We start from the raw sequence: 16,581 nt of genomic DNA, 5'->3' as shown, positions 1-16,581 counted from the left end.
TTTATCGTTCATTCATCCTATCAGACCAGAGGAACAGATCATGAGTATGACGCAACGAGCCGTTGTCATCGGAGAGTACGGCGGGGCTGATGCCGCCAAAGTGGCTGAGATAGCGCTGCCCGACGTGGGAGAGCGTCAGGTACGGGTGCGGGTACACGCCGCCGGTATTAATGGCCTCGACTGGAAGGTGAGAGAAGGGTACGTCCGCGATGCGTTTCCCTTATCGTTGCCCGCCGTTCTCGGCATTGAGCTGGCAGGTGTTGTTGAGGCCGTGGGCCCGGGCTGTACGCGTTTTCGTATCGGTGACCGTGTGATGGGGTCACTGGGGCGAATAGGGGCTTATGCGGATTTCGTCGTCGTCAGTGAGGCAAATCTGGCCCATACACCGGCAGGACTGGACGATATCCACGCTGCTGCCATCCCCGTTGCCGCCGTCGCTGCATGGCAAAGCCTTAACTATGCTGGCCCGATCTCCGCCGGGCAACGCATTCTGATCCACGGCGCTGCCGGAGGGCTGGGGGGCTACGCCGTGCAGTTTGCTAAACAGGCCGGGGCAGAGGTGTTTGCCACCGTGGCGGCGGCAGGCATGGAATACGTGCGCAGCCTCGGGGCCGACCACATTATCGACTATCAGTCGCAACCGTTTGAATCGCTTGCCCGCAATATTGACCTTGTCCTCGACTATGTTGGTGGCGGCGTGCTGGATCGCTCATGGCCGGTGCTGTCGGGGCAGGGCGTTATCATCAGCACGGCTTCGCCCGACATTGTTGCCCGCACACCTGCCGGGCGCCGTGGGCTGTGGTTTATGAACACGCCGGACGGCACGCAGCTGGAAACGCTGGCCGCCAGCATTGCCAGCGGAGCATTGAAGTCACACGTCAGCGAGATCGTCGGCTTTAACGACATCCCGCAGGCCATTGAACGTCACCGCACGGCGCCGCGTATCGGCAAAGTGGTGGCCGATTTTCTGCGCTAACCGGCGCTATCTGACGCATTCTGGAGATAAATATGACCATTCTTGTTATTGGTGCCACGGGCACGCTGGGTTCGTTGATTTGTCAGCGTCTTGCTGATGCGGGCGCAGACACCAAGGCGCTGGTGCGCCAGCCGGGTAAACACGTTTTTCCGGCCGGTGTGACTGAAGTCGCGGGTGACATGACCGATGTCGCGGCAATGCGCGCCGCTTTAGCCTCGGTGCGTACCCTGTTCCTGCTGAATGCGGTGACACCCGATGAAGTCACCCAGGCCCTTATCACCCTGAATCTTGCCCGTGAGGCGGGTATCGAACGCGTGGTGTATCTGTCGGTGATCCATGCGGAAAAGTACACCAACGTACCGCACTTTACCGGTAAATATACGGTTGAACGTATGATCGAAAGCCTGAATATCCCGGCGACTATTCTGCGTCCGGCCTATTTCATGCAGAACGAAGCCTCGGTGCAAAAGGTCATTGAAGAGTATGGGGTGTATCCGATGCCGATCGGTTCGGCGGGTGTTTCCATGATCGATGTGCGGGATATTGCCGATATCGCGGTAGTGGAACTGTTGCGGCGTGACAGGGCACCCGAAGCACTGGAGAGCAACACCCTGGCGCTGGTGGGCCCGGACGTTCTGACCGGTGAGCGTGTCGCCGCCGTCTGGAGCGCAGCGCTGGGGCGTGAAGTTGGCTACGGCGGTGATGACGTGGTCGCTTTTGAGCAGCAGATGACCGCCTGGAGCCCCGGTTGGCTGGCCTATGATATGAGCCTGATGATGGCGGGCATTCAGCAGTACGGGATGCAGGCGGCAGAAGGAACGGTGGAGCGTTTGCAGACGCTGCTGGGACGTCCGCTACGGACCTACGAGCATTTTGTTAATGAGTCTACCGGCACGCGCTGAACGGGATATGCAGGGAGATAACGGGGAGACTCGTTATCTCTGCACAGAGGCAACAGGCTGTTTATCAGTTTCAATCTCTTTTATTTTCAGCAAGTTGTTGAGCCAGTTTCTTGATGCCTTCAACGATCTCTGACGGTGGATGCGCGGCAAAACCGAACAAAATCGCCTGCTTCGCTGGCCTGGTCTGGCAGTAGCGTGAAAGCGGCTGTGCGCCTAAACCCGCTTGACGGCAGTGCTCAATGATGACGGATTCTTCAAGGTTATCCGCTAACCAGCAGACAAGATGAATACCTGAATCCGACGGTTCCACACAGACGACTTCCGGCAGATATAATTTGATGGCCTCAATCATCACCTGCTGGCGTTCATGACAGGCTTTTCTCACCCGCCTGACGTGACGGGCGTAATGGCCTTCAGAAATGAAAGCGGCAAGGATCGTTTGTTCTAAATACGAGGTTCGTGTATCGGCGTAATATTTGGCAATGTTAAAAGACGCCACTAAATGTTCTGGAACCACCAGGAAACCTAAATGAAATCCTGGAAACATCATTTTGGAGAAGGTTCCTGCATAGATCACGCGCTGATGTTTATCTAACCCCTGAAGGGCTTGTATTGGCTGGCCGGTGTACCTGAACTCACTGTTATAATCATCTTCGAATATCCACATGTTATTTTCAGCGGCCCACTCCAGTAGCGCCAGCCTGCGGGATAAACTTAATGTTCCGCCCAGCGGAAACTGGTGAGAGGGAGAGGTGAAAATCAATTTGGCCTTGGGCCAGTGCCTGATGCCATACGCAACGTCCATGCCATTGTTATCACTGATGACAGGACGGAGGGTGGCCCCCATGGCGGTAAATGCCCCTAACGCACCATCATAGCCCGGCTCATCCAGCCAGACTTCATCTCCTTTTTGCAATAGCACCTGCGCGGCCAGATTCATGGCTTGCTGGGTACCATTAACAATCAGTATCTGCTGCTCGGTGCAATGAAGGCCGCGCGTGGTGCAGACATATTTACTGATAGCCTGCCGTAAGGGTTTAAACCCCTGGAGTTCATTCAGTTTTCCATCCTGGTGGCGGAACTGACGCCAGGTGCGCCCTAACAGGCGACCCCAAAGTTCATGAGGGAATAAATCTCTGCAGCCGACGCCAATATTAAACTTCAGATTTTGCCCCGAGCAGGGCTGCGTTTCATCCCATATGTTTCTCATGACCTGCATATGCGGATTAATGTCGGGGCTCCCCTTATCAAGGCTCGCCGGTAAATAAGAGGCTTGCGGCTGACTGTGCATCACCTCATCAGGAATGATCGATGCCACATAGGTTCCCGATCCTTGTTTAGCGATCAGGTAGCCCTCATCAGTCAGGCGTTCTAAGCCTGCGAGAACAGAGTTTCTTGATATGGACATCATTTCAGAAAATGTCCGGCTGGAGGGGAGTTTTTTCCCTGTTTGAAGCTGACCATTCAGGATCAGTTCTTTGATCACCGAATAGAACTGTTCTTTAATTTTCCCGTTTTTTAACAATATGCTGGGAAAGCTGGCCGCGTTCTTTTTCATCGCCAAAGTGGACCCATAAAAAATAAATAAAGTGTGCCTTATACAATACCACTGTCAGCGTTACTCTTTCATCACCTGATACGTTTCATTTTAAAAAAGTGATTGATATGAATGATGAAAATTTAGAAATTTCCGTGGTGCCCGTTCAAGAGGCAGATTACTCAGCATGGCTACCTTACTGGTTGAGCTATCAGCAATTCTATGGTGTTGAGCTGCCAGAAGAGACGACATTAGAAACATGGGGGCGTTTTTTTGATGCTGATGAACCGATGTATTGCGCTGTCGCAAAAGAGGGGGAGACCCTCCTCGGATTTGTTCACTATGTTTTTCACCGCTCAACATGGTCGGTCAGTGATTTCTGTTATTTAGAAGATCTGTTTGTGGCCCCCACTAGTCGGGGTAAACAGACAGGAAAACATCTGATTGACTATGTGCAACGGCAGGCCCGCGAGCGCCAGTGTGGACGCTTATACTGGCATACCCAGGAAAAGAACGTAACGGCACAGAGGCTTTATGACTGGGTGGCCGAAAAACCGGGGGTTATCGAGTACAGAATGCCTCTCTAAACATGAGTGAGTAAGGCGTTAATGGCTGCCAGCTCTCCCTGCCTGGCCGCCTGCTCCAGCCTGACTCAGGGGCTGCGCCATAGGAAGTCGTTGCGCGGCGCGGTTGGAGTGCCATTCTTCTGCGACGGCAATCAACGGGAAAAGAAGCCAGGTTTCGATCATAAGACCTCATGAATATGTCCGAAATTATGTTAAATGCAGTGTTGGACTGTGCTTCGCCATTTGCACCCTGCGGTGATATGTCGGATGGTAACGCTCTCAATGATGTGACGAGTATTCTTCTGGTTTACTCAGTGCAGGGGCACCCATGTTCCTGACACTGATACCGCTGTGAGTGGTGTTCCTTCACTTTACGACAGGATGTTATGCATGCCTATTTTACATACAAAACATGGCGATATCGATTATCAGGATGTTGGCAGCGGCGATACGACTCTGTTTCTGATGCCGGGTTGGTGCCAGCCGAAGACCGTGTTCAATGAATTCTCTGCGCTGGCCGCCGCTTCTTTTCGGGTTGTCACTCCAGACTGGCGGGGCCATGGGAAATCTTCCACCGATGGTCAGGATTTTGACGGGGCAGCGTTATTCGCTGACGCTTTGGCACTCATTGAACATCTCGGGTTGAAGCGCGTTGTCCCGGTTTCCGTCGCCCACGCCAGTTGGATCGCCGTGGACTTAGCGGAAAGTTTAACTGAACGCGTGCCTGCTATGATATTCCTGGACTGGATCATGAATCAGCCGTCGACGGAGTTTTTCAGTGCCATCACAGAGATGCAGCAAGAAAATCGCTGGGAATATGCACGGGATCAGCTGTTTGAATTTTGGTTAGCAGGGAGCGACTCACCCACCATGATCCATCATCTCAACATCGAGATGGCGGAGTCCAGCTATCAGCTCTGGCGCCTGGCAGGCCAGGTGATCGCCGATGCCTATCATCAATACGGCTCGCCGCTCCAACGCCTGGAAACGCTCAAAAATCCACCGAAGTGTACACACCTCTATTCCCTTGACCGGGACGACGACTACCTTGCCTTTCAACAGCGTTTCGCTGAAGAGCATGATTTTTTTGAAGTGAAACGACTGGAGAATGCCAGAACACACCTGGCCGTGCTTGAAAGGCCGGGAGATGTACTGGCGTGGATTTTAAAATCACTCTGAACCGCTCATCGTTCAATCGACTACGGCTGAGGATGTCGTTTCTTCAGCGTGTGGCCTCATTCACTAATCCGAGATAGCGGGAGCCAGATATGTTTCTACCGCTGACCACGCAGACAGCGTTACGCCCGCTCAGTTCTTTTGCATAACGAAGGACTGCCGCAACTGCGGGCACTCCTGAAGGCTCCACAACATGGCGATGCAGATTAAGCATTAACGCCATCGCTGCTTTAATTTCGGCTTCTGAGACGAGAAGAACACGATCGACACGGTCGCGTATCAGTGGCCAGGTCATCGTTTCGGGCTCTATGTAGCCACTGATGCCTTCGGCGATTGATGACGTTATTTCCACAGGAATCGTCTCGCCAGCGTCTTTCCAGCGCGCAAATGTCGGGCTCGCTTCGCTTTGTATTGCCCACACTTCGGCAGCAGGGTTAATGGCTTTGATGGCCGTCGCAATACCTGAGGCCAGCCCGCCGCCGCCAATGTTCACGAGAATAACGTCAGCATCTGCCCAGTCTTCCATAATTTCCAGACCGACGGTGCCGCCCCCGGCAATCATCTGCTCATTATTGTACGCGGAGACGAACGTCGCGCCGGACTGTTGCGCTGCGGCAATAGCGGCCTGTCTTGCGTCTTCAATACTGTCAAAAAAGGTCACCTGAGCACCATAATTTTTCATCGCCGAAACCTTCATCGGGTCTGCTGAATGCGGTAAGTATATGGATACGGGTATGCCTGTTACATGCCCCGCACAGGCAAGTCCTAAGCCATGGTTCCCCGCCGTCGGGGCGATGACGCCGGTGCTTCGCTGTTCTGCATCAAGACTGGCAAGAACGTTTGCGGCGCCTCTCAGCTTAAAGCTACCGGTATGCTGGAGATTTTCCATTTTGAGTCTGACCTGCGCCCCGACAAGGGCAGACAGTTCCTGCGAAGGCTCCAGCGGTGTCCTGCATACTGTTGCCTTAATTCGCCGGGAAGCGGCATAAATATCTTTCAGCGTGACACTGCCCATTGGCCTTTGTGCGGGGTTTGTCATAGTATTCTCCTGAAGTTATATAAGAAAATGACTATATAGGTAATTGGCTATATGAACAACTCAAAGACGTTAATGGCCGATATTTTTCGCGCCCTGGGTAATGAGCACCGGCTCGTGATTGTTGAATGGCTGTCCGATCCAAGGTCACATTTTCCGGAGCAGCAGGACGGCGACCTGGTTGAGGACGGTGTGTGTGTCGGGTTTATCACCGAAAAAATTGGTCTGAGTCAGCCCACAGTGACAGGCCATCTACAAAATCTGGCTAAAGCCGGAATTGTGACCTCGAAACGTATCAAGAACTGGGTATTCTATAAACTTGATCGTCAACGGATGGATGAAGCAACGGCAATGTTGTCGGAGTATGGAAAACGGGCAACGCGTCCACATGAGTAGTGCGCAGATCAAAACATACGAAGGACGTAAGATGCTTTTGCCTGATTTGAGCTTTACAAAAACCGTCTATCAAGCGTCATTTGAACCATGAGTCGTCCGCTGTTTGTGACGCTGGATGGGCCCAAGGGCGCTGGTAAAACCACACTGTTGGAGGCCATGACCAAAGCCCTCAGGGCTGACAACAAGAAGGTGATCCGCCTTTGCGAGAAAAAAAGCGATCCCTACAGGCGCGAAACCATGGTTCTCGTTAACAGGCTCGCCAGACAACCCACCCTGGCGTTGGAATGGGAGGTGTGTGAGCGCCTGGCCGCCAGCCGTGCCTGGATATCCCGGCACGTGCTGGCTAAACAGCCACCGGACAGCATTATCTTGATGGACCGCTGGTACCCGTCGGATGCCGCGTTTCGCCGCATGGTTCCCTTCGCAGAGATTTTACAGCTTAACCTTGAACGAAACGTGCTAACGCCAGACCTGCATGTCGGGGTGGTGACAGCGCCTGATATTTCATGGGCAAGGGCCGCGGCCCGATCGCGTGGGCTAAGCAGTACGGTGATTCATAAGCTGGAAGAACATGTTGCCTGTAGCCAGGCGTTCGAGCGAGAAATTGCCGATAACGGCTGGGTTTTATGCCGTAATGAAGGAACGATCGAAGACGCCACGATGCAGGTGATTTCTGAGATCTACCGCGTGCCTGGGTGCGCCACAGGGATTCAGATCACATCGCCGGGGAAGGTCGTTCCCTGAGCCCGTTTTCACGGCGTGTTTTTCTTACAGGCTGAATTCCTGCTCAGCAGGGTGGAGCATAACAGGCCGGCGAGCAGTGAGAAGGCGATGCCGACGCAGAGGGCGATGTCAATATCCTCTGCGAGCGGTTTGACCGCGTTAAGCAATCCCCCAAAGATTGCGACTCCCAGCGCTGAACCCGTTTGTCGGCTTGCGTTGAGCACGCCGGCGGCAATTCCAGCGTGCTCTTTGCCTGTCGATCTCATGACAACTGCCGTGGCGACCGGTGTAATGATGCCAGCGGCAAGACCGAGAGCAGGAAAGCAAAGTGCGATCTGCCAATAGGGTGTATTTTCTCTTACTATCATTAACCCTGCGAATCCGGCGGCGTAGAGCCCGCAGCATCCTGTGATCAGCCAAAATGGGCCAAGCAGGCGGTTAAGTTTCCCGGCGCTAAAGCTGCCCAACGTGACCAGCAAGGTCAAGGGAAGGAAGGCGAGACCCACGTCCAGCGATGACCAGCCGCGCACGGCCCCGAAGTACAGGCTGAGCAGGAAGAACACCCCGTAAAACACTAATCCAGAAATCAGCGAGACGCTAACCGAGGCAGAAAAATCAGCAAGGCGAAAGAGTGTCATCGGCAGCATCGGCTGGTTGATTGTGCGCTCGGTAAAGATGAAAACCCCCCAGGTAATGACCGCCACCAGTATTCCTCCGCAAATCCACGGGTCACGCCATCCACGATGGACACCTTCAATCAGCACGGCAATAGACGATCCCAGTGCGATAATCGCCAGTAACTGCGCTGCAAAATCCATCTGCCTCTCGCGAACAGTGATTTTTATCGCAGGAATGCGCGTTGCCAGCACCGCCCCGAGTACGGCAATGGGGACATTGACCAGGAAGATACTTCGCCAGCCTGATAAATGGATCAGCAAACCGCCCAATAACGGACCGGCCGCCATGGCAATTCCACCGCATCCGGCCCAGATACCGATGGCTCTGGCACGATCCCGAGACTGAGGGAACGCACTGTTGATCAACGCCAGAGAGGAGGGGACCAGCAAGGCCGCACCGACCCCCTGCAATATCCTCGAGAAGATCAGGGTGGGCAATGTGGATGAAAAACCACATCCCGCTGAAGCCAGTGCAAAGAGCAGCAGACCGGTGAGATAAACGTTTTTTGCCCCCAGTTTGTCGCCTAAAGCACCACCGCTGAGCAGCAGACTGGCGAAAGTCACGGTATAGGCACTGACGACCCATTGCAGGCCGGTAATGGTCGAGTGCAGAGTGGCGGCCAGCGGTGCAAGTGCCACGTTCACAATCGAGGTATCAAGTATCACGATGATATAGCTGATACTGGTCGCCGCTAACAACCATTTTTGAGCCGAAGGGGTGTTGTTCATCAGTCGAGGTCATTGTCCATAAATGAGATTTATTGACTATACCCCGCACGCGCTAAATAATGATTCGAGCTGTATCGAAGTGTTATTCCCTCTGAGGAACACTGACTTCACTTTTACGGGCGCAACAATGAACCAATTTCACATCTCTGTCGTGGCCCATCTCATCGCCGAGCCGGTGCGTTCGATAATGCTCATTAACCTCTCTGGAGGCGAAGCACTTTCTGCCAGCGCTCTGGCAGAGGCTGCCAACATCACAGCACAAACCGCCAGTTTTCATCTCGCAAAACTGCGTGATGGCGGGCTTGTCACCGTCGAGTCTGTCGGGCGCTATCGTTATTACCGCCTGGCCGGGCCACATATTTCCCAGCTCTTAGAAAGTCTGGCCTCGGTCGGGCCTGTCACTTCGCAGTGGCAAACTACGCCCAATAGTGCAGCGAAAGCGCTGCGTTTTGCGCGTTGTTGTTACGATCATTTAGCCGGGCAAATCGGCGTGCTGATTACGCAAAGGATGCTCATCCAGGGGCTGATTACCATGCAAGAAGGCCAACACGCGGTGCTCACTGTTCAGGGGCATCGCTGGTTTGAACAGCAAGGCGTGGAAATCAGTGCGGAACGCGCAGGTAATAACCGTTTGTGCCTTGACTGGACCGAGCGGCAATATCACCTCGCAGGCCCTCTTGGCTCCGCTATGCTGGAGGCATTTACTGCGTGGGAATGGCTGAGCCGCTCGAATCAATCAAGAGCGTTGAACGTCACCGCGTCGGGATGGGAAGCCTTAGCGCAACACTTTGGTATTCGCCATCAGCAAGGATCGCTACGGCATGAATAGTGGCCTTTCTTTGAACACATGCCTTCGGCTGCCCGATATTCTGGGATGAATCGTATACACATCCCCGGCGTCTGGGGACGTAAGTAACTCCGAAGGCGTCATAGCAAAGCGTGCGGTGGTAATGAATAAGGTCGCAAGACCTTCGCCACCAAAGCAGCAACTGGTAGGGCGCGGAACGGGCATGATGACACGATCGCTCAGACACCCGTTGCTGTCGTAGCGCAGCAGGCATCCCCCGTTGAACTGACATACCCACAGCCCTCCCTCCTTATCCAGAGCGATACCGTCAGGACGGCCGAGTTCGGCGGGTGTCTCAACAAATAACCTGATATCACCTGGCAAGCCCTCTGCCGAACAGGTGGCCTGAAAAATTGCACATGCTACCGAATCAACGAAAAACAGAGTACGGCCATCTTCCGACCAGGCCACCCCGTTGGGCAGTGCAATTCCCTGCTGGATTAACCGGGCATTCAGCGCACTGTCGAATCGGTACAGCGCACCGCTATTGCCATCCGGGCGCTCGTTCATCAATCCGGTAACAAAACGTCCCTGTGGATCGCAGGCACCATCGTTGAAACGATAGCTCGCGCCTTCATGGATAATGGGAGAGCCGTGGCGCACTGCACCGGTCTCCAGATTGAGCATAGCAACGCTGGCATCTTCAGTGAAAATCAGATTCCCTCTGTCAGTGAGCGCCAGGGCGCCAATGCGTGCGGCGGACTCATAAACACGGTCGACCTTTCCCTCTGGCCGCAGCACGTTGATCCGCCCTTCAACGATATCCACGAAGTACAAAAGCCCCTTCTGAGCATCCCAGACCGGACTTTCGCCCAACGTGGCGCCGACATGAGCAATGTTGCGCAGATCATAATCCTTACGCATATTCACACTCTTTGATCTGCTGCCACTGGCGGGCGACGTCAGCCACATTCTCACATTCGACACGCGCCAGATCAGTGGGATAAACAACGCCGGGGTTCTCACAAAAGCGGGTTGCGGTGAAATGACCGTTGCTTGCGCGAAGGATGTAGCCTGTGTCATGGCACAGCGGACTGGCCAGATACACGACGCCCGGTGCGACCCACTCCGGTTTGAGGTTCTCGGGTGACGGCATACATCCCCACATGCGTGTTTTGGCAACAGGGGAGATAGCGTTGACAAGAATCCCATGCTGCTCGCCTTCCAGACTCAGTGCATTCATGATGCCCACCTGAGCCATCTTACCGGCAGCGTAAGCCACGAGGCCGGGCTGCGCATATTGCTGGAACAGGGCGCGATCAGAGGTGTTGAGCACGATCCGTGGTGATGAAGAGTGCTTAAGGTATGGCCAGGCATATTTGCTCAGCCAAATCGGCGCACGGATGTTGATGCCGATGGCACGTTCAAGGAAATCATCACTCTGGTCTTCGATACGTTGATAGTCCACCCAGCCTGCGTTGTGAATCAGGATGTCCAGCTTACCGAAGTGGGTGATAGCCAGCTCCACGAGCTCCCTGCAGCCATCCTCATTATCCAGGCGTCCGTTGTGTGTGATCAATTGTCCGTTGTCAGCGCGCAGGGTGCGGCCAGCTTCCGCAATCACATCCATACTGGCGCCTTCACCGGCCCGGTTGGTGCCGAGGTCGCTGATAACAACGCGCGCACCATGGTCTAACAGTGACTGCGCGTAGGCACGTCCCAGGCCCTGTCCTGCGCCGGTGATGATGGCTACCGCATCCTTCAAAAGCGCATCGGTAAGTGGGTTTTTCTGTCCCATGTTGAATCTCCGTGAATTTGAGTGTCACGATGATGGGATGCCACGCGCAGCCAGTAAAATATATTATTTGTAGGCTAATAATATCTAAATAGTCTCAATCAAGATTCTGTGCCATTGCATTGCGTACTTCTTCGATGAGTTTGTCCCGGATGAGAGAAGGTGAGTGCTCATTCCATCCCATTAACAGTTCAACGTGCTGGAGCTCGGCCGGCGCATCGACCTCAAGTGGCCGGAATATCACGTCCTTCCGTGGCTCCTGCGTCAGTGAGGCGGGTAACAGCGCCACGCCGAAGCCGCTGGCAACCAGTGCAACGAGTGTCTGCAATTGCCGGGCCTGCTGTGCAATGTGAGGTGTGAATCCAGCGGCTTCGCAGAGCTGCACAAGCTGGTCATGAAAACCCTGTCCCAGGTGGCGCGGGGCTGAAACGAAGTGGTCACATTGAAGTGCTGCCAGTGGGATGCTCTCGCAGCTTGCAAGGCGGTGTTCAGCAGGCAAAGCGATCACAACAGGTTCGCGCAATATGGCGTCGAAACGCAGGCCAGGCGAGGTTCTGCCTGGCGGCCGCATAAATCCCAGGTCGGCGCGTCCTTGCTCAAGGGCATCAACCTGTTCTTGCGTCGTGGCCTCATTCATCGTGAAAGAGACGGCAGGGAAGGCAGCACGAAAGTTCCTGAGGGCGCGTAGCAGGGGTCCATACTGTGCAATGCTGATAAAGGTGAGGGTGAGATGGCCTTCAATACCCTGTGACACCCGGCGGCTTTTCTCAACGCCTTCGTCAAGAATACGCAATACCTCTCTGGCGGATTCGAGAAAGTCTTCTCCTGCAGGCGTCAGCGACACGCTGCGATTGGTGCGTTCAAACAGCGAAACGCCCATTTCCTGCTCCAGCCTGCGGATCGCCTGGCTCAGGGGGGGCTGCGCCATATGGAGTCGCTGCGCGGCGCGGTTGAAGTGTAATTCTTCTGCAACGGCAATGAACTGGACAAGAAGCCGGGTTTCGATCATGAGACCTCATGAATACGTCTGAAGTTATATTAAATACAGTGTTGGACTGTGCTTCATCATTTGCACCCTGCAGTAATATGTCGGATGGTAGCTCTCAATCGTGTGACGAATATTCTTCTGATTGACGCAGCACAGACGCTTCAATCTTCCTGACACTGATACCGATGTTATTTATGTTCCTTCACTTTACGAATGGGTGGCATGTGAGGAAGTATCGGTGAGCTAAGCCGATTGCGTTGGACGAGCAAGGCAGATTTACGTTGTTTTTTTACACCGATTCACGAAGTAGCAACGGGCTTTCAACGGCCACCGTTTTCTGATGAGACTCACCGTTAATAATATGAAGCGCACTAAGACGACCGATCTCGTAATGGGGTAATTGCACCGTTGACAGTGATGGTAAGAATAGATCGCCAATACCGACCATATTATCGTAGCCAAGCACCGCGACATCTTGGGGTATTTTTAACCCCTGTGACAGCAGAGTCTGATAGACCATAAAGGCGATACGATCATTTCCACACACAATTGAATCAAATTGAGGTATGCCTTGATGGATATGCGCTAAAACCCTGTTGGGAATATCGCGATAATGTTCATCCCCATATCCCATGTAATAGTGGTCGAGTGTATCAGGCGCTATACCTGCTTCCCTGCATGCCTGTTCCAGACCTTTGCGACGTCTGATGGTAGCGACTTGATTTTCAGGTAAATGTAAGCAGAGCGGGCGACGATAGCCTGCAGAAAAAAGTGCACGCACCGCAGCATACTGCCCACGTTCATCATCCGGAATATAACTCGCAACCTGTTGATGCAGGCTTTCGCAGTTGGCCAGTACGCAGGGGAGGTTTAACAACTTCCCGGGTAGCGGCACCTGCCGTAATCCCATTGTTGTATAGATAATGCCATCCGGCCGATGTGAGAGAAGCAGATCGACGATATTTTCCGGGCTGTCATCGGAAAACATGTTCACCACAAAGCTGTTCCAGCCATGTGCGCGTGCCGTTTCTTCAATAGAGAGTGTGATTTCCACTGAAAAGGGGGTGGTGACGGTATCCAGTGCTAACACCCCGATGGTTTTTGGAATTGCGTGAGCACCGCGTATTTTTTTTGCCGATAAATCGGGCACGTAATTCATCGCATCGATAGCGGACTGTACGCGAGACAATGTCTCCGGCTTCAGACGTTCCGGGGAGTTTAATGCCCTGGATACAGTCATCAGCGAGACGTTTGCCAGTTTTGCCACATCTTTCAGGGATGCCATTGTTTTGCTCCAGCCTTATCACTCTGCCACAGGTTATATAACTAACTTACTGATGTAAAAGGATCATACGTGATTATGGACTGCGGGTATCGATTGCAGCGAATAAGAAAAGTTGATCATGATCTCATATTCTCAATGTTAACGTTAACTTTTGTGATTAACATCTAGAATTGCCGTAAAACGGCATGCATTTGATTTTATGTTAACGTTATCATTTGTGCTCCAACTCCGCATGAGATTGCCATGATGAAAACCCATCATTCTCAAAGTTATCTGATACTCAGCGCTTTATTATTCTTTTTCTTTGTGACCTGGTCCTCTACTGGCTCACTGCTCTCTATCTGGCTGCATCAGGAAGTCGGTCTGAAAGCAGGGGACACCGGAATCATCTTTTCAGTGATGTCGTTTTCCACCCTGTTTGTGCAAATTTGTTATGGTTTTATTCAGGATAAGCTCGGTTTGCGCAAGAACCTGCTCTGGTTTATCACGGCATTGTTGATCTTTTCCGGCCCGGCTTATCTGCTTTTTGGTCATCTTCTGAAAGTGAATGTCTTTCTTGGCAGTTTTTTTGGTGGTGTCTATATCGGTCTGACATTCAATGGCGGTATTGGTGTTCTGGAATCCTACACCGAGCGTGTCGCACGCCAGAGCCAGTTTGAATTCGGAAAAGCAAGAATGTGGGGGTCGCTGGGCTGGGCGGTGGCAACGTTTTTCGCCGGGCTGCTGTTTAATATAAACCCGAAGTTAAACTTCGTGGTCGCCAGCTGTTCTGGTCTGATCTTCTTTATGCTTTTGATGCGGTTGCGCGTCTCTTCGGCACCACATGCGATGCAGGAGGCCGTATCAGGCGGAAAAGTCACGCTGGAAGATGCGGTTCGCCTGCTGACCCTGCCGCGCTTCTGGGCTCTGGTGTTCTTTGTGGTCGGGACCTGTATCTACGGCGTCTACGATCAGCAGTTCCCGGTCTATTTTTCCTCACAGTTCCCGACGCAACATGAAGGAAATGCCATGTACGGATATCTGAATTCATTTCAGGTGTTCCTTGAGGCTGCTGGCATGTTCTGTGCTCCATGGCTGGTCAATCGTATCGGCGCCAAAAATGGTCTGATTTTCGCCGGAATAGTGATGGCGATGCGCATGATCGCTTCCGGGTTAGTGGAAGGTCCACTGCTTATCTCCATCACTAAGCTGTTACATGCCGTTGAGCTACCGGTACTGTTAATCTCAATCTTCAAGTACAACAGTCTTAACTTCGATAAACGACTCTCCTCCACGCTCTATCTGGTGGGCTTTGCCTGTACGAGTTCAGTGATCGCCACCGTGCTGTCACCCCTCGCAGGCTACAGCTACGAAAAATATGGATTTGCCCAGTCCTATCTGGTTATGGGGCTGATGGTGTTCTGTATCACCTTTATTTCCATCTTCTTGTTGCGCTCCGGTAAACCCACCCGGGATCCGCAAATACCGCAACTTTCTACTATTTGAATGAAAAGAGTGAAGACTATGACGTACTCAATTGCTAACGCTGAACATGAACTTGAGGCTAAACGCGAGAGGCTAAACCTGCGCTGGTACCCGCGTTATCACCTGGCCGCAAGGGCTGGCTGGATTAATGATCCTAATGGCCTGGTGTGGTTTGATGGTTGGTATCACGCTTTTTACCAGCACCATCCGTATTCCACTCAGTGGGGGCCGATGCACTGGGGACATGCGCGGAGCAAAGATTTGCTTCACTGGGAGCATTTACCTGTTGCGCTGTCCCCGGAAGGGCCGGAAGACAAAGACGGGTGTTTTTCTGGTTCGGCGGTGGTTGATGGCGATACCCTGTCGCTGATTTACACCGGACACAAATTTCACGGCGATGTCGGCAATGAAGAGAACCTTTATCAGGTGCAGTGCCTGGCCACCAGCACCGATGGTATTCACTTTAAGCGTGAGGGGATCATTATCGATACCCCGCCGGACTTGCATCATTTCCGCGACCCTAAGGTATGGCGCGAAGGGGATAGCTGGTACATGGTCGTCGGTGCGCGCGTTGGCGATACCGGGCAAGTCCGGTTGTATCGCTCAGCCGATCTGCGTCAGTGGCAGGATGAAGGGATCCTGGATGAGGCAGAAAACGGAATGGGCTTTATGTGGGAGTGCCCTGATTTCTTTACCCTTAATGGCAAACGTGTCCTGATGTTTTCCCCGCAGGGGATCGCCGCGCAGGGTTTTGAGAACCGCAACCTGTTCCAGAGCGGCTATCTGGTGGGTGACTGGCAGCCTGGAGAGCCGTTTGTCCGCGCAGGAGAGTTTGCCGAAATGGACAACGGACATGACTTCTATGCCCCACAGAGCTTCCTGACGCCGGATGGCCGCCGCATCATCATTGGCTGGCTGGATATGTGGGAGTCGCCGCTGCCGGAGCAACAGGACGGCTGGGCCGGGATGCTGTCTCTGCCGCGTGAGCTGAGTCTTGATGACAACAATCGCCTGCAAATGCGGCCCGCGAAAGAGGTCGACGCGCTGCGTCAGGCCTGGTTCCCCTGGCCTGTCAGTACCTTGAAAAATCAGCAGATCATGATGGCGGAAAAAGGGGAAGCCATGGAAGTTGTGCTTCACTGGGATTGCGCAAACAGTGACGCGGAACAGTATGGACTGAGTCTGGGTGAAGGCCTGCGTGTTTATGTTGATACACAGATGCAGCGTCTGGTGCTTGAGCGCCGCTATCCGCAGTACGGATTATGTGGCACGCGTAGTGTACCGTTGGTGCCCGGCGCTCCTCTGGCTTTACGTATGTTTATTGATAGTTCTTCGGTCGAGGTATTCGTTAATGACGGTGAGGCGTGCCTCAGCAGCCGAATATATCCTGATGCCGATCGCCGCGAATTAAGTTTATTTGCCTGGCATGGAACGGCGACATTATCAGATGCCGGAGCCTGGCAGCTGGGATAATCCATAGTGAGTGTCGAAAATAACCTGTCCTGGAGGATGGGCGGGTTATTACTGTATTTATCTCTGGGCTG

Annotated in this window: 16 protein-coding genes; 9 read left to right on the top strand and 7 right to left on the bottom strand. The window is 53.3% G+C overall.

Translation table 11 applies throughout. From position 1 onward, the window contains the following. The first annotated feature begins 40 nt into the window (after positions 1–40). Together FY046_RS04835 and FY046_RS04830 are read left to right on the top strand one after the other, a co-directional pair. A complete protein-coding gene (locus FY046_RS04835; RefSeq protein ID WP_446185813.1) occupies positions 41–976 on the top strand; it encodes an NADP-dependent oxidoreductase in 936 nt (311 codons plus the stop codon). Positions 977–1,008: 32 nt separating this feature from the next. Then, positions 1,009–1,878, top strand: a complete 870-nt coding sequence (locus tag FY046_RS04830) for an SDR family oxidoreductase (protein ID WP_167864472.1) — start codon at positions 1,009–1,011, stop codon at positions 1,876–1,878. 70 nt (positions 1,879–1,948) lie between these two features. Here FY046_RS04830 and pdxR read toward each other — a convergent pair whose 3' ends face one another. Next, positions 1,949–3,436: a MocR-like pyridoxine biosynthesis transcription factor PdxR gene (gene pdxR, locus FY046_RS04825; protein WP_446185812.1), complete on the bottom strand. Its 1,488-nt coding sequence runs from the start codon at positions 3,434–3,436 to the stop codon at positions 1,949–1,951. Between the two features lie 107 nt (positions 3,437–3,543). Here pdxR and FY046_RS04820 point away from each other — a divergent pair, with 107 nt between their 5' ends. Beyond that, positions 3,544–4,002: a GNAT family N-acetyltransferase gene (locus tag FY046_RS04820; protein ID WP_159336973.1), complete on the top strand. Its 459-nt coding sequence runs from the start codon at positions 3,544–3,546 to the stop codon at positions 4,000–4,002. Between the two features lie 369 nt (positions 4,003–4,371). Further along, the gene (locus FY046_RS04815) at positions 4,372–5,160 is read left to right on the top strand and encodes an alpha/beta fold hydrolase (protein ID WP_446185811.1); all 789 of its coding nucleotides are present in this window, start codon (positions 4,372–4,374) and stop codon (positions 5,158–5,160) included. A 43-nt stretch (positions 5,161–5,203) separates the two neighbouring features. Here the strand turns inward: FY046_RS04815 and FY046_RS04810 are convergent, their stop codons facing one another. Next, positions 5,204–6,196, bottom strand: a complete 993-nt coding sequence (locus FY046_RS04810) for a threonine ammonia-lyase (protein ID WP_446185810.1) — start codon at positions 6,194–6,196, stop codon at positions 5,204–5,206. A 51-nt stretch (positions 6,197–6,247) separates the two neighbouring features. On the opposite strand from FY046_RS04810, the gene FY046_RS04805 reads away from it, so the two are divergent. Then, the gene (locus tag FY046_RS04805; protein WP_133843191.1) at positions 6,248–6,589 is read left to right on the top strand and encodes an ArsR/SmtB family transcription factor; all 342 of its coding nucleotides are present in this window, start codon (positions 6,248–6,250) and stop codon (positions 6,587–6,589) included. An 87-nt stretch (positions 6,590–6,676) separates the two neighbouring features. Further along, complete coding sequence (locus FY046_RS04800; RefSeq protein ID WP_446185809.1) at positions 6,677–7,333, top strand: dTMP kinase; 657 nt, start codon at positions 6,677–6,679, stop codon at positions 7,331–7,333. Positions 7,334–7,341: 8 nt separating this feature from the next. Here the strand turns inward: FY046_RS04800 and FY046_RS04795 are convergent, their stop codons facing one another. Beyond that, positions 7,342–8,718: an MFS transporter gene (locus FY046_RS04795; protein ID WP_446185808.1), complete on the bottom strand. Its 1,377-nt coding sequence runs from the start codon at positions 8,716–8,718 to the stop codon at positions 7,342–7,344. 127 nt (positions 8,719–8,845) lie between these two features. On the opposite strand from FY046_RS04795, the gene FY046_RS04790 reads away from it, so the two are divergent. Continuing rightward, positions 8,846–9,547, top strand: a complete 702-nt coding sequence (locus tag FY046_RS04790) for an ArsR/SmtB family transcription factor (RefSeq protein WP_167864478.1) — start codon at positions 8,846–8,848, stop codon at positions 9,545–9,547. Here FY046_RS04790 and FY046_RS04785 read toward each other — a convergent pair. From FY046_RS04785 to FY046_RS04770, 4 genes are all read right to left on the bottom strand, one after another. Next, a complete protein-coding gene (locus FY046_RS04785; protein ID WP_446185807.1) occupies positions 9,533–10,429 on the bottom strand; it encodes an SMP-30/gluconolactonase/LRE family protein in 897 nt (298 codons plus the stop codon). The genes FY046_RS04790 and FY046_RS04785 overlap by 15 nt on opposite strands. Then, positions 10,422–11,303, bottom strand: a complete 882-nt coding sequence (locus FY046_RS04780; RefSeq protein ID WP_446185806.1) for an SDR family NAD(P)-dependent oxidoreductase — start codon at positions 11,301–11,303, stop codon at positions 10,422–10,424. Before FY046_RS04780 ends, FY046_RS04785 begins: the two co-directional genes overlap by 8 nt. 94 nt (positions 11,304–11,397) lie before the next feature. Beyond that, positions 11,398–12,309: a LysR substrate-binding domain-containing protein gene (locus tag FY046_RS04775; RefSeq protein WP_446185805.1), complete on the bottom strand. Its 912-nt coding sequence runs from the start codon at positions 12,307–12,309 to the stop codon at positions 11,398–11,400. 268 nt (positions 12,310–12,577) lie between these two features. Beyond that, entirely contained in the window at positions 12,578–13,573 is a 996-nt protein-coding gene (locus FY046_RS04770; RefSeq protein ID WP_446185804.1) for a LacI family DNA-binding transcriptional regulator, read from the bottom strand. Between the two features lie 243 nt (positions 13,574–13,816). Here FY046_RS04770 and FY046_RS04765 point away from each other — a divergent pair, with 243 nt between their 5' ends. Together FY046_RS04765 and FY046_RS04760 are read left to right on the top strand one after the other, a co-directional pair. Continuing rightward, positions 13,817–15,058 (top strand): MFS transporter, encoded by a 1,242-nt coding sequence (locus FY046_RS04765; protein WP_133843203.1) that lies wholly within the window; start codon positions 13,817–13,819, stop codon positions 15,056–15,058. Positions 15,059–15,076: 18 nt separating this feature from the next. Further along, complete coding sequence (locus tag FY046_RS04760; protein ID WP_159336965.1) at positions 15,077–16,510, top strand: glycoside hydrolase family 32 protein; 1,434 nt, start codon at positions 15,077–15,079, stop codon at positions 16,508–16,510. Positions 16,511–16,581: the final 71 nt, after the last annotated feature.

The sequence above is a fragment of the Erwinia sp. 1181_3 genome (assembly GCF_052824965.1).
Note: the sequence above shows the minus strand (reverse complement) of the source record. Positions and strands in the feature narration are given on the sequence as shown.

What these genes read in the sequence shown, in the direction of transcription:
- FY046_RS04820 (WP_159336973.1), top strand. Translation starts at nt 3,544, where the DNA reads ATGAATGATGAAAATTTAGAAATTTCCGTGGTGCCCGTTCAAGAGGCA.
- FY046_RS04775 (WP_446185805.1), bottom strand. Translation starts at nt 12,309, where the DNA reads ATGATCGAAACCCGGCTTCTTGTCCAGTTCATTGCCGTTGCAGAAGAA.
- FY046_RS04760 (WP_159336965.1), top strand. Translation starts at nt 15,077, where the DNA reads ATGACGTACTCAATTGCTAACGCTGAACATGAACTTGAGGCTAAACGC.
- FY046_RS04790 (WP_167864478.1), top strand. Translation starts at nt 8,846, where the DNA reads ATGAACCAATTTCACATCTCTGTCGTGGCCCATCTCATCGCCGAGCCG.
- FY046_RS04810 (WP_446185810.1), bottom strand. Translation starts at nt 6,196, where the DNA reads ATGACAAACCCCGCACAAAGGCCAATGGGCAGTGTCACGCTGAAAGAT.
- FY046_RS04815 (WP_446185811.1), top strand. Translation starts at nt 4,372, where the DNA reads ATGCCTATTTTACATACAAAACATGGCGATATCGATTATCAGGATGTT.
- FY046_RS04800 (WP_446185809.1), top strand. Translation starts at nt 6,677, where the DNA reads ATGAGTCGTCCGCTGTTTGTGACGCTGGATGGGCCCAAGGGCGCTGGT.
- FY046_RS04805 (WP_133843191.1), top strand. Translation starts at nt 6,248, where the DNA reads ATGAACAACTCAAAGACGTTAATGGCCGATATTTTTCGCGCCCTGGGT.
- FY046_RS04795 (WP_446185808.1), bottom strand. Translation starts at nt 8,718, where the DNA reads ATGAACAACACCCCTTCGGCTCAAAAATGGTTGTTAGCGGCGACCAGT.
- FY046_RS04785 (WP_446185807.1), bottom strand. Translation starts at nt 10,429, where the DNA reads ATGCGTAAGGATTATGATCTGCGCAACATTGCTCATGTCGGCGCCACG.
- FY046_RS04835 (WP_446185813.1), top strand. Translation starts at nt 41, where the DNA reads ATGAGTATGACGCAACGAGCCGTTGTCATCGGAGAGTACGGCGGGGCT.
- pdxR (WP_446185812.1), bottom strand. Translation starts at nt 3,436, where the DNA reads ATGAAAAAGAACGCGGCCAGCTTTCCCAGCATATTGTTAAAAAACGGG.
- FY046_RS04780 (WP_446185806.1), bottom strand. Translation starts at nt 11,303, where the DNA reads ATGGGACAGAAAAACCCACTTACCGATGCGCTTTTGAAGGATGCGGTA.
- FY046_RS04770 (WP_446185804.1), bottom strand. Translation starts at nt 13,573, where the DNA reads ATGGCATCCCTGAAAGATGTGGCAAAACTGGCAAACGTCTCGCTGATG.
- FY046_RS04830 (WP_167864472.1), top strand. Translation starts at nt 1,009, where the DNA reads ATGACCATTCTTGTTATTGGTGCCACGGGCACGCTGGGTTCGTTGATT.
- FY046_RS04765 (WP_133843203.1), top strand. Translation starts at nt 13,817, where the DNA reads ATGATGAAAACCCATCATTCTCAAAGTTATCTGATACTCAGCGCTTTA.